The 21396-nt window shown below is 52.2% G+C and carries 26 protein-coding genes; 19 read left to right on the top strand and 7 right to left on the bottom strand.

Annotation, left to right across the window (positions count from 1 at the left end):
• The 5 genes from ppiA to argD all read left to right on the top strand — a co-directional run bounded on the left by ppiA (position 1) and on the right by argD (position 3338).
• Positions 1 to 573 (top strand): peptidylprolyl isomerase A, encoded by a 573-nt coding sequence (gene ppiA, locus QZF50_RS12125; protein ID WP_115775751.1) that lies wholly within the window; start codon positions 1 to 3, stop codon positions 571 to 573.
• Positions 574 to 677: 104 nt separating this feature from the next.
• Entirely contained in the window at positions 678 to 845 is a 168-nt protein-coding gene (locus tag QZF50_RS12120; protein WP_000736860.1) for a YhfG family protein, read from the top strand.
• The gene (locus tag QZF50_RS12115) at positions 835 to 1437 is read left to right on the top strand and encodes a putative adenosine monophosphate-protein transferase Fic (RefSeq protein WP_001280624.1); all 603 of its coding nucleotides are present in this window, start codon (positions 835 to 837) and stop codon (positions 1435 to 1437) included. The genes QZF50_RS12120 and QZF50_RS12115 overlap by 11 nt, the downstream gene beginning before the upstream one ends.
• A gap of 31 nt (positions 1438 to 1468) precedes the next feature.
• Positions 1469 to 2032: an aminodeoxychorismate synthase component 2 gene (pabA, locus tag QZF50_RS12110; RefSeq protein ID WP_061892548.1), complete on the top strand. Its 564-nt coding sequence runs from the start codon at positions 1469 to 1471 to the stop codon at positions 2030 to 2032.
• Positions 2033 to 2117: 85 nt separating this feature from the next.
• Positions 2118 to 3338, top strand: coding sequence for a bifunctional acetylornithine/succinyldiaminopimelate transaminase (gene argD / locus QZF50_RS12105; protein ID WP_000963797.1), 1221 nt, complete (start codon positions 2118 to 2120; stop codon positions 3336 to 3338).
• Between the two features lie 66 nt (positions 3339 to 3404).
• Here argD and QZF50_RS12100 read toward each other — a convergent pair whose 3' ends face one another.
• Both QZF50_RS12100 and crp read right to left on the bottom strand, forming a co-directional pair.
• Complete coding sequence (locus QZF50_RS12100) at positions 3405 to 5495, bottom strand: YccS/YhfK family putative transporter (protein WP_001295162.1); 2091 nt, start codon at positions 5493 to 5495, stop codon at positions 3405 to 3407.
• Positions 5496 to 5545: 50 nt separating this feature from the next.
• Positions 5546 to 6178 carry a cAMP-activated global transcriptional regulator CRP gene (gene crp / locus QZF50_RS12095; protein WP_000242755.1) on the bottom strand — a complete coding sequence of 211 codons (633 nt, stop codon included), beginning with the start codon at positions 6176 to 6178 and terminating at the stop codon, positions 5546 to 5548.
• A 301-nt stretch (positions 6179 to 6479) separates the two neighbouring features.
• Here crp and QZF50_RS12090 point away from each other — a divergent pair, with 301 nt between their 5' ends.
• Entirely contained in the window at positions 6480 to 6884 is a 405-nt protein-coding gene (locus QZF50_RS12090) for an OsmC family protein (RefSeq protein ID WP_001148908.1), read from the top strand.
• A gap of 54 nt (positions 6885 to 6938) precedes the next feature.
• Here the strand turns inward: QZF50_RS12090 and QZF50_RS12085 are convergent, their stop codons facing one another.
• Genes QZF50_RS12085 through QZF50_RS12070 form a run of 4 tightly spaced genes read right to left on the bottom strand, consistent with a single transcriptional unit; the run spans position 6939 to position 11009 of the window.
• Complete coding sequence (locus tag QZF50_RS12085; RefSeq protein ID WP_001274680.1) at positions 6939 to 7808, bottom strand: phosphoribulokinase; 870 nt, start codon at positions 7806 to 7808, stop codon at positions 6939 to 6941.
• A 53-nt stretch (positions 7809 to 7861) separates the two neighbouring features.
• Positions 7862 to 8080, bottom strand: coding sequence for a YheU family protein (locus QZF50_RS12080; protein WP_290388880.1), 219 nt, complete (start codon positions 8078 to 8080; stop codon positions 7862 to 7864).
• A complete protein-coding gene (locus tag QZF50_RS12075) occupies positions 8074 to 9096 on the bottom strand; it encodes a hydrolase (protein ID WP_000057405.1) in 1023 nt (340 codons plus the stop codon). The genes QZF50_RS12080 and QZF50_RS12075 overlap by 7 nt, the downstream gene beginning before the upstream one ends.
• Positions 9096 to 11009, bottom strand: a complete 1914-nt coding sequence (locus tag QZF50_RS12070) for an ABC transporter ATP-binding protein (protein ID WP_000634798.1) — start codon at positions 11007 to 11009, stop codon at positions 9096 to 9098. The genes QZF50_RS12075 and QZF50_RS12070 overlap by 1 nt, the downstream gene beginning before the upstream one ends.
• 130 nt (positions 11010 to 11139) lie before the next feature.
• Between QZF50_RS12070 and kefG the strand changes: the two genes are divergently transcribed.
• The 4 genes from kefG to slyD all read left to right on the top strand — a co-directional run bounded on the left by kefG (position 11140) and on the right by slyD (position 14391).
• Positions 11140 to 11691: a glutathione-regulated potassium-efflux system ancillary protein KefG gene (kefG, locus tag QZF50_RS12065; RefSeq protein WP_001297514.1), complete on the top strand. Its 552-nt coding sequence runs from the start codon at positions 11140 to 11142 to the stop codon at positions 11689 to 11691.
• Positions 11691 to 13496, top strand: a complete 1806-nt coding sequence (gene kefB / locus QZF50_RS12060) for a glutathione-regulated potassium-efflux system protein KefB (protein WP_000399122.1) — start codon at positions 11691 to 11693, stop codon at positions 13494 to 13496. The genes kefG and kefB overlap by 1 nt, the downstream gene beginning before the upstream one ends.
• A gap of 9 nt (positions 13497 to 13505) precedes the next feature.
• The gene (locus QZF50_RS12055) at positions 13506 to 13706 is read left to right on the top strand and encodes a YheV family putative zinc ribbon protein (RefSeq protein ID WP_001007730.1); all 201 of its coding nucleotides are present in this window, start codon (positions 13506 to 13508) and stop codon (positions 13704 to 13706) included.
• Between the two features lie 94 nt (positions 13707 to 13800).
• A complete protein-coding gene (gene slyD, locus QZF50_RS12050; RefSeq protein WP_000861334.1) occupies positions 13801 to 14391 on the top strand; it encodes a peptidylprolyl isomerase in 591 nt (196 codons plus the stop codon).
• A 48-nt stretch (positions 14392 to 14439) separates the two neighbouring features.
• Here slyD and QZF50_RS12045 read toward each other — a convergent pair whose 3' ends face one another.
• Positions 14440 to 14658 (bottom strand): protein SlyX, encoded by a 219-nt coding sequence (locus tag QZF50_RS12045; protein ID WP_001153619.1) that lies wholly within the window; start codon positions 14656 to 14658, stop codon positions 14440 to 14442.
• Positions 14659 to 14878: 220 nt separating this feature from the next.
• Between QZF50_RS12045 and fkpA the strand changes: the two genes are divergently transcribed.
• The 9 genes from fkpA to QZF50_RS12000 all read left to right on the top strand — a co-directional run.
• Entirely contained in the window at positions 14879 to 15691 is an 813-nt protein-coding gene (gene fkpA, locus QZF50_RS12040; RefSeq protein WP_000838261.1) for an FKBP-type peptidyl-prolyl cis-trans isomerase, read from the top strand.
• Positions 15692 to 15857: 166 nt separating this feature from the next.
• Complete coding sequence (locus QZF50_RS12035; protein WP_000091466.1) at positions 15858 to 16580, top strand: transcriptional regulator; 723 nt, start codon at positions 15858 to 15860, stop codon at positions 16578 to 16580.
• Positions 16580 to 16966: a sulfurtransferase complex subunit TusD gene (gene tusD / locus QZF50_RS12030; RefSeq protein ID WP_001209710.1), complete on the top strand. Its 387-nt coding sequence runs from the start codon at positions 16580 to 16582 to the stop codon at positions 16964 to 16966. The genes QZF50_RS12035 and tusD overlap by 1 nt, the downstream gene beginning before the upstream one ends.
• Positions 16966 to 17325 carry a sulfurtransferase complex subunit TusC gene (gene tusC / locus QZF50_RS12025; protein ID WP_000820724.1) on the top strand — a complete coding sequence of 120 codons (360 nt, stop codon included), beginning with the start codon at positions 16966 to 16968 and terminating at the stop codon, positions 17323 to 17325. The genes tusD and tusC overlap by 1 nt, the downstream gene beginning before the upstream one ends.
• 7 nt (positions 17326 to 17332) lie before the next feature.
• Entirely contained in the window at positions 17333 to 17620 is a 288-nt protein-coding gene (gene tusB / locus QZF50_RS12020; RefSeq protein ID WP_000903377.1) for a sulfurtransferase complex subunit TusB, read from the top strand.
• A gap of 125 nt (positions 17621 to 17745) precedes the next feature.
• Positions 17746 to 18120: a 30S ribosomal protein S12 gene (rpsL, locus tag QZF50_RS12015; protein WP_000246815.1), complete on the top strand. Its 375-nt coding sequence runs from the start codon at positions 17746 to 17748 to the stop codon at positions 18118 to 18120.
• A 96-nt stretch (positions 18121 to 18216) separates the two neighbouring features.
• Positions 18217 to 18687 (top strand): 30S ribosomal protein S7, encoded by a 471-nt coding sequence (gene rpsG, locus QZF50_RS12010; protein WP_001138043.1) that lies wholly within the window; start codon positions 18217 to 18219, stop codon positions 18685 to 18687.
• Between the two features lie 96 nt (positions 18688 to 18783).
• Positions 18784 to 20898, top strand: coding sequence for an elongation factor G (gene fusA / locus QZF50_RS12005; protein ID WP_000124700.1), 2115 nt, complete (start codon positions 18784 to 18786; stop codon positions 20896 to 20898).
• 70 nt (positions 20899 to 20968) lie between these two features.
• Positions 20969 to 21396: GTP-binding protein (locus tag QZF50_RS12000; RefSeq protein ID WP_000031721.1), on the top strand; the 428-nt coding region annotated here is incomplete at its 3' end.

Below are 21396 nucleotides of genomic sequence, written 5' to 3'. Positions count from 1 at the left end.
ATGTTCAAATCGACCCTGGCGGCGATGGCTGCTGTTTTCGCTCTTTCTGCTCTTTATCCCGCAGCAATGGCAGCGAAAGGGGACCCGCACGTATTGTTGACAACCTCAGCTGGTAACATCGAACTGGAGCTGGATAAACAAAAAGCGCCAGTGTCTGTGCAAAACTTTGTCGATTATGTGAACAGCGGTTTTTATAACAACACTACCTTTCACCGCGTCATTCCTGGCTTTATGATTCAGGGCGGCGGTTTCACCGAGCAGATGCAGCAGAAAAAACCAAACCCGCCAATCAAAAATGAAGCCGATAACGGCCTGCGCAACACGCGTGGCACCATCGCGATGGCGCGTACCGCTGACAAAGACAGCGCCACCAGCCAGTTCTTTATCAACGTTGCCGATAACGCCTTCCTTGACCATGGTCAGCGTGATTTCGGTTACGCGGTATTTGGTAAAGTGGTGAAAGGCATGGACGTTGCCGATAAGATTTCCCAGGTGCCGACTCATGACGTTGGTCCGTACCAGAATGTGCCGTCAAAACCGGTAGTTATCCTTTCCGCTAAAGTCCTGCCGTAATGATTTTTCGCGCGGGCAATCTTGCCCGCGCTTCTGCTCTCCCGGCGTAACCCGGATTTGCCGCTTATACTTGTGGCAAATGGACACGTTCAGGGAGGCATCAAGTGAAGAAACTCACCGATAAGCAAAAGTCCCGTCTCTGGGAGCTTCAGCGTAATCGTAATTTCCAGGCCAGTCGCCGTCTTGAAGGCGTCGAGATGCCTTTAGTCACTCTTACTGCCGCAGAGGCTTTAGCGCGCCTTGAAGAGCTGAGGAGGCACTATGAGCGATAAATTCGGCGAAGGGCGCGATCCGTATCTTTATCCTGGCCTTGATATCATGCGTAACCGGCTGAACATCCACCAGCAGCAGCGGCTGGAACAGGCCGCTTACGAAATGACGGCGCTGCGTGCTGCGACCATTGAGCTTGGTCCGCTGGTGCGCGGTTTACCGCATTTGCGCACTATCCATCGCCAGCTGTATCAGGATATTTTCGACTGGGCGGGGCAACTGCGTGAAGTTGATATTTATCAGGGCGATACGCCGTTCTGCCACTTTGCTTATATCGAAAAAGAGGGCAATGCCCTGATGCAGGATCTGGAGGAAGAAGGTTATCTGGTTGGCCTGGAGAAAGCGAAGTTCGTCGAGCGGCTGGCGCATTACTATTGTGAAATCAACGTGCTGCATCCCTTCCGGGTGGGAAGTGGTCTGGCACAGCGGATCTTCTTCGAGCAACTGGCGATTCATGCCGGATATCAACTGAGCTGGCAGGGTATCGAAAAAGAGGCCTGGAATCAGGCAAATCAGAGTGGGGCAATGGGGGATCTCACCGCACTGCAGATGATATTTAGCAAAGTGGTAAGCGAAGCCGGGGAATCTGAGTAAAATAGCGCGGTTCTTTTGTACCGGAGCCGCCATGATCCTGCTTATAGATAACTACGATTCTTTTACCTGGAACCTCTACCAGTACTTTTGTGAACTGGGGGCGGATGTGCTGGTTAAGCGCAACGATGCGTTGACGCTGGCGGATATCGACGCCCTTAAACCACAAAAAATTGTCATCTCACCTGGCCCCTGTACGCCAGATGAAGCCGGGATCTCCCTTGACGTTATTCGCCACTATGCCGGGCGCTTGCCGATTCTTGGCGTCTGCCTCGGTCATCAGGCAATGGCGCAGGCATTTGGCGGTAAAGTTGTGCACGCCGCAAAGGTCATGCACGGCAAAACCTCGCCGATTACACATAACGGTGAGGGCGTATTTCGGGGGCTGGCAAATCCACTTACCGTGACACGCTACCATTCGCTGGTGGTGGAACCTGACTCATTACCAGCGTGCTTTGACGTGACGGCCTGGAGCGAAACCCGCGAGATTATGGGGATTCGCCATCGCCAGTGGGATCTGGAAGGTGTGCAGTTCCATCCAGAAAGTATTCTTAGCGAACAAGGACATCAACTGCTGGCTAATTTCCTGCATCGCTGATTTCTGATTGCCATTTAGTGATTTTTTATGCATATTTTGTGATTATAATTTCACAATTATTTATGCGTAACAGGGTGATCATGAGATGGCAATTGAACAAACAGCAATTACACGCGCGACTTTCGATGAAGTGATCCTGCCGATTTATGCTCCGGCAGAGTTCATTCCGGTAAAAGGTCAGGGCAGCCGAATCTGGGATCAGCAAGGCAAGGAGTATGTCGATTTCGCGGGTGGCATTGCAGTTACGGCGTTGGGCCATTGCCATCCTGCGCTGGTGAACGCGTTAAAAACCCAGGGCGAAACTCTGTGGCATATCAGTAACGTTTTCACCAATGAACCGGCGCTGCGTCTTGGGCGCAAACTGATTGAGGCGACGTTTGCCGAACGCGTGGTGTTTATGAACTCCGGCACGGAAGCTAACGAAACCGCCTTTAAACTGGCACGCCATTACGCCTGTGTGCGTCATAGTCCGTTCAAAACCAAAATTATTGCCTTCCATAACGCTTTTCATGGTCGCTCGCTGTTTACCGTCTCGGTGGGCGGGCAGCCAAAATATTCCGACGGCTTTGGGCCAAAACCGGCAGACATCATCCACGTTCCTTTTAACGATCTCCACGCAGTGAAAGCGGTGATGGATGATCACACCTGTGCGGTGGTGGTTGAGCCGATCCAGGGCGAGGGCGGTGTGACGGCAGCGACGCCAGAGTTTTTGCAGGGCTTGCGCGAGCTGTGCGATCAACATCAGGCATTATTGGTGTTTGATGAAGTACAGTGCGGGATGGGGCGGACCGGCGATTTGTTTGCTTACATGCACTACGGCGTGACGCCGGATATTCTGACCTCTGCGAAAGCGTTAGGCGGCGGCTTCCCGATTAGCGCCATGCTGACCACGGCAGAAATTGCTTCTGCATTTCATCCTGGTTCTCACGGTTCCACCTACGGCGGTAATCCTCTGTCCTGTGCAGTAGCGGGCGCGGCGTTTGATATCATCAATACCCCTGAAGTGCTGGAAGGCATTCAGGCGAAACGCCAGCGTTTTGTTGACCATCTGCAGAAGATCGATCAGCAGTACGATGTGTTTAGCGATATTCGCGGTATGGGGCTGTTGATTGGCGCGGAGCTTAAGCCACAGTTCAAAGGTCGGGCGCGTGATTTCCTGTATGCGGGCGCAGGGGCTGGCGTAATGGTGCTGAATGCCGGACCGGATGTGATGCGTTTTGCACCGTCGCTGGTGGTGGAAGATGCGGATATCGATGAAGGGATGCAACGTTTCGCCCACGCGGTGGCGAAGGTGGTTGGGGCGTAAATACGAAGCATCAGGCAAAAGATGTCGGATGCGGCGTGAATGCCTTATCCGATGGTTTAGCCTGCATTACGCCTTCGAATCCCGCAACTTGCGACTCAGCCAAATCCCGTGATGCGGTCGCTGACGCCATGCCATCGACGAAATGGTGTGCATGGTGTTCAGATGACCAATAACCCGCTGTAAATGCTGCTCCAGCGTACCTGCCGCGCCTTCGTGCGGCTGCATCTCCGGCGCATCCATGATATTGGCATCGCCAGAACTACCCGGTTCGTCATACTCCAGTCGCTGCTGACAACGCTGAATGGCGATTTCACAAGACTGTAAATACTCTTGTGCCAGTTCAGGTGGCAATGCCCGGTGTTCCCGCGCCAGCGTGGTCATGGCATTAATATGCTCAACAATAAACTGGCTGTGCGTTACCCACAGTTTCATATCTGCCAGATAATGGCTGTTAAACGCCGGTTCCTGCATCGCCTGATTCAATGAGTTATACAGAGTGTTATGTGCCTGATTTACCCGCATTCGCTGCCAGGCCAGTGGCGTAGGTTGCGGATCCTCGCTAAGAATCAAGCGAATCGCTTCCTGATAGGCTTCTAAAGCGTCATGGGCGTTTTTACGCAATAACCCGCTCTGCCACTGCGGCCACAGCCAGACAGTACCGCCGAAAGCAATTAAACAACCAATAATGGTATCGATAAGACGCGGAAGGATGTATTGCTCGCCGTTCAACCACAATAGTTGCAGGGTATACACTGCGGTAATAGTAAAACCGACCGTCGCCCAGCCGTAGTTTTTGCGCAATATCAGGTAGCTGGCGAGGGTGGTAATCAGCATCAACGTCAGGGTGTAACCTTCGGGAATTTTAAAGTGCAGCGCCACGCCCGCAATGATTAACCCGACCACGGTTCCCACGGAGCGATTCACAATCCTCAGACGGGTTGCGCCATAGCCATTTTGTGTCACCAGCAATACCGTCATCAGGATCCAGTACGACTTCGGCAGATGCAGCGCGGTGCCCATCAGGCTGGCAACGCTTAACATCACACTGAGTCGTCCGGCATTGCGTAGCGCCGGAGACTTTAGTGACAGATAACTTTTCAGCGCCGGAAGTAATGGCATTCGCCGCTGTTTATCGGCCAGTAAGTCACGGGCATAGAGCGGTTTTTGGGTGCGCAGCACGCGGGCGATGCGGCTGAAATGCCAGTAGCAGAATTGCCCAACCGGATTATCCGGATGCTGGCGGGCGATTTTTTCCAGTGCGCCAATTTGCTTTTCCATCGTAAAACGCGTTGGCAGGCGATGGTAAAGAATGTCATCAGCCAGCACGCGCAGGCGAGCGGCGACGGTTTGCGCATTCCAGCGGATAACTTCTTCCGCATGGCTACGCTCGACCAGCTTTTGCACCTCTTCCGGCTGATGCAAACTGACCGAAATATGTTCCTGTAAATCCAGCGCCTCCTGGAAAATACGCAGCATCCGCTTGTAGTCAGTATTATTTTGCGCGGAAAGCATATGCATTTGCTGATAGCACTGGGTAATTAGATCGACCGCTTTTTGCTGGCGCACCAGCAGCGGCGGCAGCGCTTTTTCAGGGTCGGTGTGCTGGGTAAGCAGGCTGTATTTGGCTTCACAATAATCTGCCAGTTCACGGTACAGCAGACTTAGTGACTCGCGCAGCGGTTGTTCGCGCCAGATCCAGAACCAAAACCAGTTAAACAATCCGTACCAGAGAGTGCCCAACGCATAGATGAGCAACGGTTCCCAGACCGGCATGTATCCCGCCAGACTGAGGGTAAAAATGGCTGCCAGCAGCGATGCGGGAAGCAATTTTGCGTGCAATGGCCCCAACTCAGCAGTGACGCCAAGTACCAGCGTTAATCCGGTCAGCAAAAAGGGCAGGGGAACATCTTTTGCCAGTAGCAGCTGTGTCAGTAAGCTACAGGTGGCAAACAGCGACGCACCAATGATTAAGCGTTTGAAAAAACGTTTATGAGGCGTATCAAGGCCCGCAATATTGCAACAGGCAGGAACGAGAGAGAAGAGCAGACCGAATCGTAATTCGCCAAGCATTAACCCAACGGCCACGGGCAAACATAGCACCAGCGTTTGTCGAAGTGCATAGTTGATATCGGGGTGATAAATCAGTCTGCGCCACATCGGGGGAAACAAAATGGCGCGCTACCAGGTAACGCGCCACTCCGACGGGATTAACGAGTGCCGTAAACGACGATGGTTTTACCGTGTGCGGAGATCAGGTTCTGATCTTCCAGCATCTTCAGAATGCGTCCCACGGTTTCACGAGAACAGCCGACAATCTGACCGATTTCCTGACGGGTAATTTTGATTTGCATACCGTCCGGGTGAGTCATAGCATCTGGTTGTTTTGCCAGGTTCAGCAGAGTCTGTGCAATGCGGCCCGTCACGTCGAGGAACGCCAGGTTGCCCACTTTCTCTGAAGTGACTTGCAGACGACGCGCCATCTGTGCAGACAGACGCATCAGAATGTCCGGGTTTACCTGAATCAATTGGCGAAATTTTTTGTACGAAATTTCAGCCACTTCACAGGCGGTTTTCGCACGTACCCATGCGCTACGTTCCTGGCCCTCTTCAAACAGGCCCAGTTCGCCAATAAAATCACCCTGATTCAGATAGGAGAGGATCATTTCTTTACCCTCTTCGTCTTTGATCAGCACTGCCACAGAGCCTTTAACGATGTAGTACAGCGTTTCCGCTTTTTCACCCTGGTGAATAAGCGTGCTCTTGGATGGGTACTTATGAATGTGGCAATGAGACAAGAACCATTCGAGAGTCGGGTCTGTTTGCGGTTTGCCAAGCACCATGCGCGGTTATCCTCTGTTATAAGCTTTCTCCAGAGCCAGATAACGCCGCTGTCTCTGGATTGCCGAAATATGCTTCCCGCTACCTGGGAAGGGGCTATCAACTGTACTGCACGGTAATGTGACGTCCTTTGCATACATGCAGTACATCAATGTATTACTGTAGCATCCTGACTGTTTTAGCATAGCTTTCGCTTTGTGTCTCCTGGTGTCTCGCTTCAGCATGACCCAGGTCGCCTTCCGTTGCGCGATTTGGTTAGTACGCGTACTCTGTCAGGAAAATTGACGCAGTGGAGTAGCAAAAATGCAAGCGCGAGTGAAGTGGGTCGAAGGGTTAACTTTTCTGGGCGAATCCGCCTCTGGTCATCAGATTTTAATGGACGGCAACTCAGGCGATAAAGCACCAAGTCCGATGGAAATGGTGTTGATGGCGGCGGGGGGTTGCAGTGCCATCGATGTGGTTTCTATCCTGCAAAAAGGGCGTCAGGATGTGGTCGATTGTGAAGTAAAATTGACCTCTGAACGCCGCGAAGAGGCACCACGCCTGTTTACGCACATTAATCTGCATTTTATCGTCACCGGTCGCGACCTGAAAGACGCAGCGGTTGCGCGTGCGGTTGATCTCTCTGCTGAGAAATATTGTTCAGTGGCGTTGATGCTGGAAAAAGCGGTGAATATTACTCACTCGTATGAAGTGGTTGCCGCGTGATTTAACTATCCCGTTGTGAAGCCGGATAGTATTTTATCCGGCGTAATAGCAGAGTTACTCGATTTTCTTTCCTTCCATCAATCGTTGCACCAGCGGCAGCATAATTAATTCCATTGCCAGACCCATTTTGCCGCCCGGTACCACTAACGTATTGATGTGGGAAATGAATGAGCCTTGCAACATCGCCAGCAGCCAGGGGAAATCGATCCCTTCCAGATTACGAAAATGGATCACCACAAAGCTTTCATCGAGCGACGGGATACCTTTTGCCGCGAACGGGTTTGAAGTGTCGACGGTGGGAACGCGCTGGAAGTTAAGATGGGTGCGGGAAAACTGCGGTGTGATGTAGTTGATATAGTCTTCCATTGAACGCACTACTGAGTCCATCACTGCTTCTCGTGAGTGCCCGCGCTCGCTGGTGTCGCGGATCAGTTTTTGAATCCACTCAAGGTTAACGATAGGCACCACGCCGACCAGTAAGTCCACATGCTGCGCAACGTTATGCTGTGGCGTGACTACGCCGCCGTGTAAACCTTCATAAAACAGTACATCAGTGGGTTCCGGTAAAGGTTGCCAGGGGGTGAATGTCCCCGGTACCTGATTCCAGGGTACGGCTTCGTCGTAGGTATGCAGATATTTGCGAGATTTCCCTTTGCCGCTCTGACCGTATTCAATGAAGGTTTGTTCCAGCAGGCCGAAGTCGTTCGCTTCGGGGCCGAAGTAGCTGATATGCCGCCCGGCGTCGCGCGCTTTGCGGATCGCCATGTCCATTTCCGGGCGGGTGTAACGGTGAAAACTGTCGCCTTCCACCTCAGCTGCATGCAGATTTAACTGCGCGAATATTTTACGAAACGCGAGGCTGGTGGTGGTGGTCCCCGCGCCGCTGGATCCTGTTACCGCAATGACCGGATGTTTGGCAGACATAGTAACTCCATGACTTAGCTATCATTATTATCTCGTCCGCCGACGGTTGCAGGTTATTCGCGAAACTGACTGCGCGGCATAATATTGACCGTTTCGTGCAGCTCCGCCCATACCAGCACCGCTTCTCCGCACTGTAGCTGGCGTTTGACGTCGGCGACTTTCTGTTCAAGTGTACGCTCATGTTCACCATAATCGGTGCCTTCACGTAACACAAAGCTTTCAATTAAATTTTCCAGCGTTTCGGGGGAGAGGTCTTGCCACGGAATCAACATGATTTCGCCTCCAGATACGTTGTTAACCAGTCAGGAATGCGTGACTCCAGCCACATTTGCGGATGAAGTAATGTACCGCCAATAAAGCCAACATGACCGCCATGTTCAGTCAGTTGATACTCCACCTGCGGGGGGAGACTTTCCGGTTTCGGGATCACCTGATGATCCATAAACGGATCGTCTTTGGCGTGAATAATCAGCGTCGGTTTGGCGATCCGGTTCAGCATCGGCATGGCGCTACACTGACGATAATAGTCGATAGCGTCGGCGTAGCCGTGAATTCTGGCGGTGATGAGATCGTCAAATTCACGGATGCGACGTACCGATTTTAACTGCGCGAGATTAATCGGCAGCGTTCCGGGGTAGGCTGCCAGCTTGCGCGCGGCATTGGCTTTTAACAGGTTCAGCAAGTAACGCTGATAAACGCGGGAAAAGCCCTTTTCCATATGATAGCTACAGGCTTCCAGCATAAACGGCGCAGAGACAATCACCGCCGCATCAACCGGGAGATCATTGCCTTCCTTTGCCAGCAAACAGGCCAGCATATTACCGCCGAGCGAATAGCCGACGGCAGCCGTTGGCGCATGACCAAATTCGCGTTGCAGCCAGCGTAAAAACCAACTGGCGTCTTCGGTTTCGCCCGAATGGTAAATGCGGTGCATACGGTTTGGTTCACCGCTGCATCCGCGAAAATGCATCACCACGCCCAGCCAGCCGCGCTTTTGCGCCGCCTCAACCAGACCGTGGGCGTAAGGGCTATTGAGACTGCCTTCCAGCCCGTGAAACACCACTAAACGCGGTTTATGTTTCGCCTGTGCGGGGTCTTCACTCCACGCGAGATCGACAAAATCGCCGTCGGGCAACTCCAGCCGCTGCCAGTACGGGGTGAATTTCACCTGACGACGAAACAAACGCGGCAGCATAGTTTGTAGATGACAATTGCTAAAGCCGCGCATAGGGGTGAATTCAGCACTGCTGCTAAATTCATTGGCATCGGTCGTCGTTATCTGCGCCATCAGTTGCTTTGGCCTTCCAGCAGCATCTGCTCAAGCTGCTCCTGGGCTTCCAGCCACGCCATTTCGCACTCTTCCAGGCCGGATTTGGCGCTGGCTTGCTGTTGCAGGCAGGCGGTCAACTCCGCTTTACGGCTCTGGTCATACAGTTCGCTGTCGCCGAGTTTCTCTTCCGCCTGCGCCAGTTGCGCGTTCAGCTTCTCCATCTCTTTTTCCAGACGGGCAATCTCTTTACGCAGCGGCTGGGTTTGCGCACGCAGCTCCGCTTCCCGACGCTTCTGATCTTTACGTGCCTGGGCGCTGTTCGCGTTCTCTTTTGGCGCTTCGTCGGTCTGGTTTTCCTGCTTTTGTACGTCGCTCAACCACTGTTGATAATCTTCCAGATCGCCGTCGAACGGTTCGACTTTACGATCGTGAACCAGGTAGAGATCGTCAGTGGTGGAACGCAGCAAATGACGGTCGTGCGAAACGACAACCAGCGCGCCTTCAAACTCGATTAATGCTTCGGTGAGTGCCTGACGCATGTCGAGGTCAAGGTGGTTAGTCGGTTCGTCGAGCAGCAGCAGATTCGGACGCTGCCAGACAATTAATGCCAGCACCAGGCGGGCTTTTTCCCCACCTGAGAAGCGGCGCGTTTCTTCGGTTACTTTATCGCCCTGGAAACCAAAGCCGCCGAGGTAGTCACGCAGTTTTTGTTCCAGCTCCTGCGGCGCTAAACGTGCCAGATGTTGAATAGGTGATTCGTCGGCGCGCAGGTATTCAAGTTGATGCTGGGCGAAGTAGCCGAGCTTGATCCCTTTCGCCAGACCAATTTCACCGCTGACTGGCGCAAGTTCACCGGCTAACAGTTTGATTAATGTCGATTTACCCGCGCCGTTGCGGCCTAACAGACCAATGCGCGAGCCGGGCACCAGGTTCAGTTTAATCGAGTCGAGAATAATGCGATCGCCATAGCCCGCGCTGACTTTTTCCATCTTCAGTAACGGATTTGGCAGGCTTTCCGGCGCGCGGAAGCTAAAGCGGAACGGGTTGTCGACGTGCGCGGGGGCAATCAGCTCCATACGCTCGAGCATCTTAATGCGGCTCTGGGCCTGCTTCGCTTTGGTGGCTTTGGCACGGAAACGGTCGATATAACTTTGCAGATGCGCTACGCGTTCCTGCTGGCTTTCATACATCGCTTGTTGCTGCGCCAGACGGGTGGCGCGCTGTACTTCAAACGAACTGTAGTTGCCGGTGTACTCGAACATGCTTTGTTGTTCGATATGAATAATTTTATCAACGATCGGATCGAGGAAGTCGCGGTCGTGAGAGATCAGGATCAGCGTGCCCTGATAGCTCTTCAACCATTTTTCCAGCCAGATAACGGCATCGAGATCGAGGTGGTTAGTCGGTTCGTCTAGCAGCAGCAAGTCTGAACGGCAAATCAGCGCCTGGGCAAGGTTAAGACGCATACGCCAGCCACCGGAGAAATCACTTACCGGGCGCTCCAGTTGTTCATTGCTGAAACCGAGGCCGTGCAGCAGGCTGGCGGCACGGGAGCGAATACTCCATGCGTCAATAGCATCCAGCTTGCCATGAATGGTCGCAATGGCGTGCCCGTCGTTACGTTCGTTGGCGTCGTGTAGCTGCGCTTCTAGTTGACGATATTCACGGTCGCCGTCAATGACATATTCCAGCGCCGCTTGCGGTAACGCCGGCGTTTCCTGATTCACCCACGCCAGTTGCCAGCTTCCCGGAAAGGTGTAGCTGCCGCCGTCGGCGCTGATTTCATTTTTCAGCAATGCCAGCAGGGTAGATTTACCACAGCCGTTTTTACCCACCAGGCCGACTTTCTGCCCAGGGTTGATGGTGGCGGTGGCATTATCCAGCAGGACGCGCACGCCGCGACGAATTTGTAACGAGGAGAAAACAATCATAAGGCGCCGTATGTTCAGACTATGTTAACTTATCATTATGATAATGTAATGTATGGGCGAGCTGCCGCACCGGGCGCAATGGTAGCCCAAAACAGCGACTATACACAAAAACCATACCGGGAGGGGGATGATGTCTCAGCCAGCGAAAGTTTTGCTGCTGTATGCCCATCCGGAATCTCAGGACTCGGTGGCAAACCGGGTACTGCTTAAACCGGCCACGCAGCTCAGCAATGTTACCGTGCACGACCTTTATGCGCACTATCCCGATTTTTTTATTGATATCCCCCGTGAGCAGGCATTACTGCGCGAGCACGAGGTGATTGTCTTTCAGCATCCTCTTTATACCTATAGCTGCCCGGCGCTACTGAAAGAGTGGCTGGACCGGGTATTAAGTCGTGGTTTTGCCAGCGGGCCGGGAGGAAACCAACTGGCGGGAAAGTACTGGCGTAGCGTGATTACCACCGGCGAGCCGGAAAGTGCTTACCGTTATGACGCATTGAATCGCTACCCGATGAGCGATGTTCTGCGTCCCTTTGAACTGGCGGCGGGCATGTGCCGGATGCATTGGTTAAGTCCCATCATTATTTACTGGGCGAGACGGCAAAGCGCACAGGAGCTGGCGAGTCACGCCAGAGCCTACGGTGACTGGCTGGCAAATCCGCTGTCTCCAGGAGGCCGCTGATGGAAGGTTCCGATTTTTTACTCGCAGGAGTGCTGTTTCTCTTCGCGGCGGTGGCTGCGGTGCCGCTGGCATCGCGGCTGGGTATTGGCGCTGTGTTGGGATATTTGCTGGCAGGAATTGCAATTGGTCCATGGGGGCTGGGGTTTATTAGCGACGTCGATGAGATCCTCCACTTTTCGGAACTCGGCGTGGTATTCCTGATGTTTATCATCGGTCTTGAGTTGAATCCCTCCAAACTTTGGCAACTGCGGCGTTCGATTTTTGGCGTAGGCGCGGCACAGGTGCTGTTAAGCGCGGCGTTGCTGGCGGGATTATTGATGCTGACGGATTTCGCCTGGCAGGCGGCGGTTGTCGGTGGCATTGGCCTTGCGATGTCTTCAACTGCAATGGCGTTGCAATTGATGCGTGAGAAAGGGATGAATCGCAGCGAATCCGGGCAGCTCGGGTTTTCGGTTCTGCTGTTTCAGGATCTGGCGGTGATCCCGGCACTGGCGTTAGTGCCGTTGTTGGCGGGTTCGGCAGACGAACATTTCGACTGGATGAAGATCGGCATGAAGGTGCTGGCGTTTGTCGGCATGCTGATTGGCGGGCGCTATTTACTGCGTCCGGTATTCCGCTTTATTGCAGCTTCTGGCGTGCGGGAAGTGTTCACCGCCGCGACGCTGCTGCTGGTGTTGGGTTCCGCATTGTTTATGGATGCGCTGGGGCTGTCGATGGCGCTCGGTACATTTATTGCGGGCGTGCTGCTGGCGGAAAGTGAATATCGCCATGAACTGGAAACGGCTATCGATCCCTTCAAAGGCTTGCTGCTCGGTTTGTTCTTTATCTCTGTCGGCATGTCGCTCAACCTCGGGGTGCTTTATACCCATCTGTTGTGGGTAGTGATAAGCGTGGTTGTGCTGGTGGCGGTGAAAATTCTCGTGCTGTATCTGCTGGCGCGATTGTATGGCGTGCGTAGCTCAGAGCGGATGCAGTTTGCTGGCGTGTTGAGTCAGGGCGGTGAGTTTGCCTTTGTCCTCTTTTCTACCGCTTCTTCACAACGTTTATTCCAGGGCGACCAGATGGCGCTGTTGCTGGTGACGGTGACGCTTTCCATGATGACCACGCCGTTGCTGATGAAGCTGGTGGATAAATGGCTATCCCGCCAGTTTAACGGACCGGAAGAAGAAGACGAAAAACCGTGGGTCAACGATGATAAACCCCAGGTCATTGTCGTGGGCTTCGGGCGTTTTGGTCAGGTGATTGGTCGTTTGCTGATGGCAAATAAAATGCGCATTACCGTGCTGGAGCGGGATATCAGCGCCGTTAACCTGATGCGTAAATATGGCTACAAAGTTTATTACGGCGACGCCACGCAGGTCGATCTTTTACGTTCTGCGGGTGCAGAGGCCGCTGAGTCTATCGTCATTACCTGTAACGAGCCGGAAGACACCATGAAGCTGGTGGAAATATGCCAGCAGCACTTTCCGCATTTGCATATTCTTGCGCGAGCGCGCGGACGTGTGGAAGCGCATGAGTTATTACAGGCAGGGGTGACGCAGTTTTCCCGTGAAACATTCTCCAGTGCGTTAGAGCTGGGGCGCAAGACGCTGGTCACGCTTGGCATGCATCCGCATCAGGCACAGCGGGCGCAACTGCATTTTCGCCGCCTGGATATGCGAATGCTGCGGGAGTTAATCCCGATGCATGCTGATACCGTACAAATTTCTCGCGCCAGGGAAGCCCGACGCGAACTGGAAGAGATTTTCCAGCGTGAAATGCAACAAGAACGACGCCAGCTGGACGGCTGGGATGAATTTGAGTAGAGGGTAAAGATGGCAATCCGAAAACGTTTTATTGCGGGCGCAAAATGCCCGGCCTGTCAGGCACAGGATTCAATGGCGATGTGGCGCGAAAATAATATTGATATTGTTGAATGCGTTAAGTGCGGACATCAGATGCGAGAAGCAGACAAAGAAGCCCGCGATCACGTTCGCAAAGATGAGCAAGTGATCGGGATTTTTCATCCGGACTAGCGATATGCGCCGAGTTTTTTTAAGCTAGTGAGTACACGGCTGCAGAATTCCGCTACAATCTGCGCCACTATTCTTCCCATGCTCAGGAGATATCATGAAAGTAGCAAAAGACCTGGTGGTCAGCCTGGCCTATCAGGTACGTACAGAAGACGGTGTGTTGGTTGATGAGTCTCCGGTGAGTGCGCCGCTGGACTACCTGCATGGTCACGGTTCCCTGATCTCTGGCCTGGAAACGGCGCTGGAAGGTCATGAAGTTGGCGACAAATTTGATGTCGCTGTTGGCGCGAACGACGCTTACGGTCAGTACGACGAAAACCTGGTGCAACGTGTTCCTAAAGACGTATTTATGGGCGTTGATGAACTGCAGGTAGGTATGCGTTTCCTGGCTGAAACTGACCAGGGTCCGGTACCGGTTGAAATCACTGCGGTTGAAGACGATCACGTCGTGGTTGATGGTAACCACATGCTGGCCGGTCAGAACCTGAAATTCAACGTTGAAGTTGTGGCGATTCGCGAAGCGACCGAAGAAGAACTGGCTCATGGCCACGTTCACGGCGCGCACGATCACCACCACGATCACGACCACGACGGTTGCTGCGGCGGTCATGGCCACGATCACGGTCATGAACACGGTGGCGAAGGCTGCTGTGGCGGTAAAGGCAACGGCGGTTGTGGTTGCCACTAATACCGAAAAGGTGACAAAAAAGCGGGGATTCCCCGCTTTTTTTTCGCCTCAATAATGCGGCGGTGGCGTTTCTTCAGCCTGCGACGCGATGTTCGACGGCTGGCTGGCTTTTAACTTCTCAGTCAGCAGACGCAGATGATCGCGCAGTTTCGCCATCTCCATTTCATGAGCGGTCACCGTGACGTTCAGTTCTTCAATGGTGATTTCCTGAAAAGCCAGTCGGCTCTCCAGCTCTGCCAGGCGTGTTTCCAATGATAAATCCTGCATGATTCACCTCTTTTGTCGAATGGTCGCCGCGGATTCTACTTAACTTTGCTGCCCGAGACAGCACTCATTTCGCGGTCATCGAAACTAATTTAAACAAAAAGAGTCTGAAAATAGATGATAATAGGGCGTGTCTGTATGTAGATTTGTTCGACAACGCTTTATAGTACCCTTCTGATAATAGTTAACCCTGGGGTGAGATGCCCCGATCCTGGAGATATGGATGAAATCACTGTTTAAAGTAACGCTGCTGGCGACCACAATGGCCGTTGCCCTGCATGCACCAATCACTTTTGCTGCTGAAGCTGCAAAACCTGCTACAACTGCTGACAGCAAAGCAGCGTTCAAAAATGACGATCAGAAATCAGCTTATGCACTGGGTGCCTCGCTGGGTCGTTACATGGAAAACTCTCTAAAAGAACAAGAAAAACTGGGCATCAAACTGGATAAAGATCAGCTGATCGCTGGTGTTCAGGATGCATTTGCTGATAAGAGCAAACTCTCCGACCAAGAGATCGAACAGACTCTGCAAGCATTCGAAGCTCGCGTGAAGTCTTCTGCTCAGGCGAAGATGGAAAAAGACGCGGCTGATAACGAAGCAAAAGGTAAAGAGTACCGCGAGAAATTTGCCAAAGAGAAAGGTGTGAAAACCTCTTCAACTGGTCTGGTTTATCAGGTAGTCGAAGCCGGTAAAGGCGAAGCACCGAAAGACAGCGATACTGTTGTAGTGAACTACAAAGGTACGCTGATCGACGGTAAAGAGTTCGACAACTCTTACACCCGTGGTGAACCGCTTTCTTTCCGTCTGGACGGTGTTATCCCGGGTTGGACAGAAGGTCTGAAGAACATCAAGAAAGGCGGTAAGATCAAACTGGTTATTCCACCAGAACTGGCTTACGGCAAAGCGGGTGTTCCGGGGATCCCACCGAATTCTACCCTGGTGTTTGACGTAGAGCTGCTGGATGTGAAACCAGCGCCGAAGGCTGATGCAAAGCCGGAAGCTGATGCGAAAGCCGCAGATTCTGCTAAAAAATAAGCATTAAGAACCGCCGCCTGACCAGGCGGCGGTTTTTTTATTACAGGCCGGATATAATTAGTGCTGGAAAGCGGAACCTCCGCTGTATTAATTTAGTTACCCGCATCATTAATGAGCCTGCCCTGAAAAGTTAACGACAGGCTCCTGAAAAGGAGTGTTTTTTTTCATGTCCAGGTCGCTTTTAACCAACGAAACCAGTGAGTTGGATTTACTGGATCAACGTCCTTTCGACCAGACCGATTTTGATATTCTGAAATCCTACGAAGCGGTGGTGGACGGGTTAGCGATGCTTATTGGCTCCCACTGTGAAATCGTTTTGCACTCTTTGCAGGATCTAAAATGTTCAGCCATTCGCATTGCTAACGGTGAACATACAGGCCGGAAGATTGGTTCGCCAATTACTGACCTGGCGCTACGTATGCTGCACGATATGACGGGAGCGGATAGCAGCGTTTCTAAATGCTACTTTACTCGCGCCAAAAGCGGCGTATTAATGAAGTCCCTGACTATCGCGATTCGTAACCGCGAACAGCGTGTAATTGGTCTGCTGTGCATCAATATGAATCTTGATGTTCCCTTCTCGCAGATTATGAGCACTTTTGTGCCGCCAGAAACCCCGGATGTCGGTTCAAGCGTCAACTTTGCCTCTTCTGTTGAAGATCTGGTTACCCAAACGCTGGAGTTCACCATCGAAGAAGTGAATGCCGATCGCAATGTTTCTAATAACGCCAAAAATCGTCAGATCGTGCTGAATCTCTACGAGAAAGGGATCTTCGATATTAAAGACGCGATCAACCAGGTTGCTGACCGCCTGAACATCTCCAAACACACTGTCTATCTCTACATCCGCCAGTTCAAAAGCGGTGATTTCCAGGGGCAAGATAAGTAATGCGTTTTGCCATCGTGGTGACCGGGCCAGCATACGGTACGCAACAGGCGAGTAGTGCTTTTCAGTTTGCGCAGGCGCTGATAGTAGAAGGCCATGAGTTAAGCAGCGTCTTTTTCTATCGGGAAGGGGTCTATAACGCTAACCAATTGACCTCACCGGCAAGTGACGAATTTGACCTTGTGCGCGGCTGGCAACAGTTGAATGCGCAACATGGTGTGGCGCTGAATATCTGCGTAGCGGCAGCGTTACGCCGCGGTATCGTCGATGAAACTGAAGCAGGAAGGCTGGGGCTGGCTTCGTCAAACCTTCAGCCGGGATTTACCTTAAGCGGACTTGGCGCGCTGGCGGAAGCCTCGCTGACCTGTGACAGGGTGGTACAGTTCTGATGAAACGAATTGCGTTTGTTTTTTCTACTGCACCTCATGGTACAGCTGCTGGTCGGGAAGGTTTAGATGCTTTACTGGCAACTTCCGCATTAACTGACGATCTGACCGTCTTCTTTATTGCTGATGGCGTTTTTCAGCTGCTGTCAGGACAAAAGCCCGATGCAGTGCTGGCGCGTGATTACATTGCCACTTTTAAATTGTTGGGTCTGTACGACATTGAACAGTGCTGGGTTTGTGCGGCTTCACTGCGCGAACGCGGGTTAGATCCGCAGACACCCTTTGTTGTCGAAGCCACGCCGCTCGAAGCAGATGCCTTACGCCGCGAACTCGCCAACTACGATGTTATTTTGAGGTTTTGAGGCGTTTATGCTGCACACGTTACATCGTTCACCCTGGCTGACGGATTTTGCTGCGCTGCTGCGTCTGCTCAGTGAAGGAGACGAACTGCTATTATTGCAAGATGGCGTAACTGCCGCAGTTGACGGTAACCGCTACCTTGAAAGTCTGCGTAATGCCCCCATTAAGGTCTATGCCCTGAACGAAGACCTTATTGCCCGCGGTTTGACTGGTCAAATTTCGAACGACATCATTCCCATTGACTATACTGATTTCGTCAGACTTACGGTTAAGCACTCCAGCCAGATGGCCTGGTGATGGCGGGATCGTTGTATATTTCTTGACACCTTTTCGGCATCGCCCTAAAATTCGGCGTCCTCATATTGTGTGAGGACGTTTTATTACGTGTTTACGAAGCAAAAGCTAAAACCAGGAGCTATTTAATGGCAACAGTTAACCAGCTGGTACGCAAACCACGTGCTCGCAAAGTTGCGAAAAGCAACGTGCCTGCGCTGGAAGCATGCCCGCAAAAACGTGGCGTATGTACTCGTGTATATACTACCACTCCTAAAAAACCGAACTCCGCGCTGCGTAAAGTATGCCGTGTTCGTCTGACTAACGGTTTCGAAGTGACTTCCTACATCGGTGGTGAAGGTCACAACCTGCAGGAGCACTCCGTGATCCTGATCCGTGGCGGTCGTGTTAAAGACCTCCCGGGTGTTCGTTACCACACCGTACGTGGTGCGCTTGACTGCTCCGGCGTTAAAGACCGTAAGCAGGCTCGTTCCAAGTATGGCGTGAAGCGTCCTAAGGCTTAATGGTTCTCCGTTAAGTAAGGCCAAACGTTTTAACTTAAATGTCAAACTAAACTCGTAGAGTTTTGGACAATCCTGAATTAACAACGGAGTATTTCCATGCCACGTCGTCGCGTCATTGGTCAGCGTAAAATTCTGCCGGATCCGAAGTTCGGATCAGAACTGCTGGCTAAATTTGTAAATATCCTGATGGTAGATGGTAAAAAATCTACTGCTGAATCTATCGTATACAGCGCGCTGGAGACCCTGGCTCAGCGCTCTGGTAAATCTGAACTGGAAGCATTCGAAGTAGCTCTCGAAAACGTGCGCCCGACTGTAGAAGTTAAGTCTCGCCGCGTTGGTGGTTCTACTTATCAGGTACCAGTTGAAGTCCGTCCGGTTCGTCGTAATGCTCTGGCAATGCGTTGGATCGTTGAAGCTGCTCGTAAACGCGGTGATAAATCCATGGCTCTGCGCCTGGCGAACGAACTTTCTGATGCTGCAGAAAACAAAGGTACTGCAGTTAAGAAACGTGAAGACGTTCACCGTATGGCCGAAGCCAACAAGGCGTTCGCACACTACCGTTGGTAATCCCTTCGGAGTTTTAGTCACCAGGCGGGCGCTTCCAGTAAGCAGCCCGCTTTGGGCTACTTAAATTGAACGCCTAAAAGATAAACGAGGAAACAAATGGCTCGTACAACACCCATCGCACGCTACCGTAATATCGGTATCAGTGCGCACATCGACGCCGGTAAAACCACTACTACCGAACGTATTCTGTTCTACACCGGTGTAAACCATAAAATCGGTGAAGTTCATGACGGCGCTGCAACCATGGACTGGATGGAGCAGGAGCAGGAACGTGGTATTACCATCACTTCCGCTGCGACTACTGCATTCTGGTCTGGTATGGCTAAGCAGTATGAGCCGCATCGCATCAACATCATCGACACCCCGGGGCACGTTGACTTCACAATCGAAGTAGAACGTTCCATGCGTGTTCTCGATGGTGCGGTAATGGTTTACTGCGCAGTTGGTGGTGTTCAGCCGCAGTCTGAAACCGTATGGCGTCAGGCAAACAAATATAAAGTTCCGCGCATTGCGTTCGTTAACAAAATGGACCGCATGGGTGCGAACTTCCTGAAAGTTGTTAACCAGATCAAAACCCGTCTGGGCGCGAACCCGGTTCCGCTGCAGCTGGCGATTGGTGCTGAAGAACATTTCACCGGTGTTGTTGACCTGGTGAAAATGAAAGCTATCAACTGGAACGACGCTGACCAGGGCGTAACCTTCGAATACGAAGATATCCCGGCAGACATGGTTGAACTGGCTAACGAATGGCACCAGAACCTGATCGAATCCGCAGCTGAAGCTTCTGAAGAGCTGATGGAAAAATACCTGGGTGGTGAAGAACTGACTGAAGCAGAAATCAAAGGTGCTCTGCGTCAGCGCGTTCTGAACAACGAAATCATCCTGGTAACCTGTGGTTCTGCGTTCAAGAACAAAGGTGTTCAGGCGATGCTGGATGCGGTAATTGATTACCTGCCATCCCCGGTTGACGTACCTGCGATCAACGGTATCCTGGACGACGGTAAAGACACTCCGGCTGAGCGTCACGCAAGTGATGACGAGCCGTTCTCTGCACTGGCGTTCAAAATCGCTACCGACCCGTTTGTTGGTAACCTGACCTTCTTCCGTGTTTACTCCGGTGTGGTTAACTCTGGTGATACCGTACTGAACTCCGTGAAAGCTGCACGTGAGCGTTTCGGTCGTATCGTTCAGATGCACGCTAACAAACGTGAAGAGATCAAAGAAGTTCGCGCGGGCGACATCGCTGCTGCTATCGGTCTGAAAGACGTAACCACTGGTGACACCCTGTGTGACCCGGATGCGCCGATCATTCTGGAACGTATGGAATTCCCTGAGCCGGTAATCTCCATCGCAGTTGAACCGAAAACCAAAGCTGACCAGGAAAAAATGGGTCTGGCTCTGGGCCGTCTGGCTAAAGAAGACCCGTCTTTCCGTGTATGGACTGACGAAGAATCTAACCAGACCATTATCGCGGGTATGGGCGAACTGCACCTCGACATCATCGTTGACCGTATGAAGCGTGAATTCAACGTTGAAGCGAACGTAGGTAAACCGCAGGTTGCTTACCGTGAAACTATCCGCCAGAAAGTTACCGATGTTGAAGGTAAACACGCGAAACAGTCTGGTGGTCGTGGTCAGTATGGTCATGTTGTTATCGACATGTACCCGCTGGAGCCGGGTTCAAACCCGAAAGGCTACGAGTTCATCAACGACATTAAAGGTGGTGTAATCCCTGGCGAATACATCCCGGCCGTTGATAAAGGTATCCAGGAACAGCTGAAAGCAGGTCCGCTGGCAGGCTACCCGGTAGTAGACATGGGTATTCGTCTGCACTTCGGTTCTTACCATGACGTTGACTCCTCTGAACTGGCGTTTAAACTGGCTGCTTCTATCGCCTTTAAAGAAGGCTTTAAGAAAGCGAAACCAGTTCTGCTTGAGCCGATCATGAAGGTTGAAGTAGAAACTCCGGAAGAGAACACCGGTGACGTTATCGGTGACTTGAGCCGTCGTCGTGGTATGCTCAAAGGTCAGGAATCTGAAGTTACTGGCGTTAAGATCCACGCTGAAGTACCGCTGTCTGAAATGTTCGGATACGCAACTCAGCTGCGTTCTCTGACCAAAGGTCGTGCATCATACACTATGGAATTCCTGAAGTATGATGAAGCGCCGAGTAACGTTGCTCAGGCCGTAATTGAAGCCCGTGGTAAATAAGCCTAAGGGTTAATACCAAAGTCCCGTGCTCTCTCCTGAAGGGGAGAGCACTATAGTAAGGAATATAGCCGTGTCTAAAGAAAAATTTGAACGTACAAAACCGCACGTTAACGTTGGTACTATCGGCCACGTTGACCACGGTAAAACTACTCTGACCGCTGCAATCACCACCGTACTGGCTAAAACCTACGGCGGTGCTGCTCGTGCATTCGACCAGATCGATAACGCGCCGGAAGAAAAAGCTCGTGGTATCACCATCAACACTTCTCACGTTGAATATGACACCCCGACCCGTCACTACGCACACGTAGACTGCCCGGGGCACGCCGACTATGTTAAAAACATGATCACCGGTGCTGCTCAGATGGACGGCGCGATCCTGGTAGTTGCTGCGACTGACGGCCCGATGCCGCAGACTCGTGAGCACATCCTGCTGGGTCGTCAGGTAGGCGTTCCGTACATCATCGTGTTCCTGAACAAATGCGACATGGTTGATGA

This window comes from uncultured Escherichia sp. (assembly GCF_948475835.1).
Classification (GTDB): domain Bacteria; phylum Pseudomonadota; class Gammaproteobacteria; order Enterobacterales; family Enterobacteriaceae; genus ECMA0423.
Note: the sequence above shows the minus strand (reverse complement) of the source record. Positions and strands in the feature narration are given on the sequence as shown.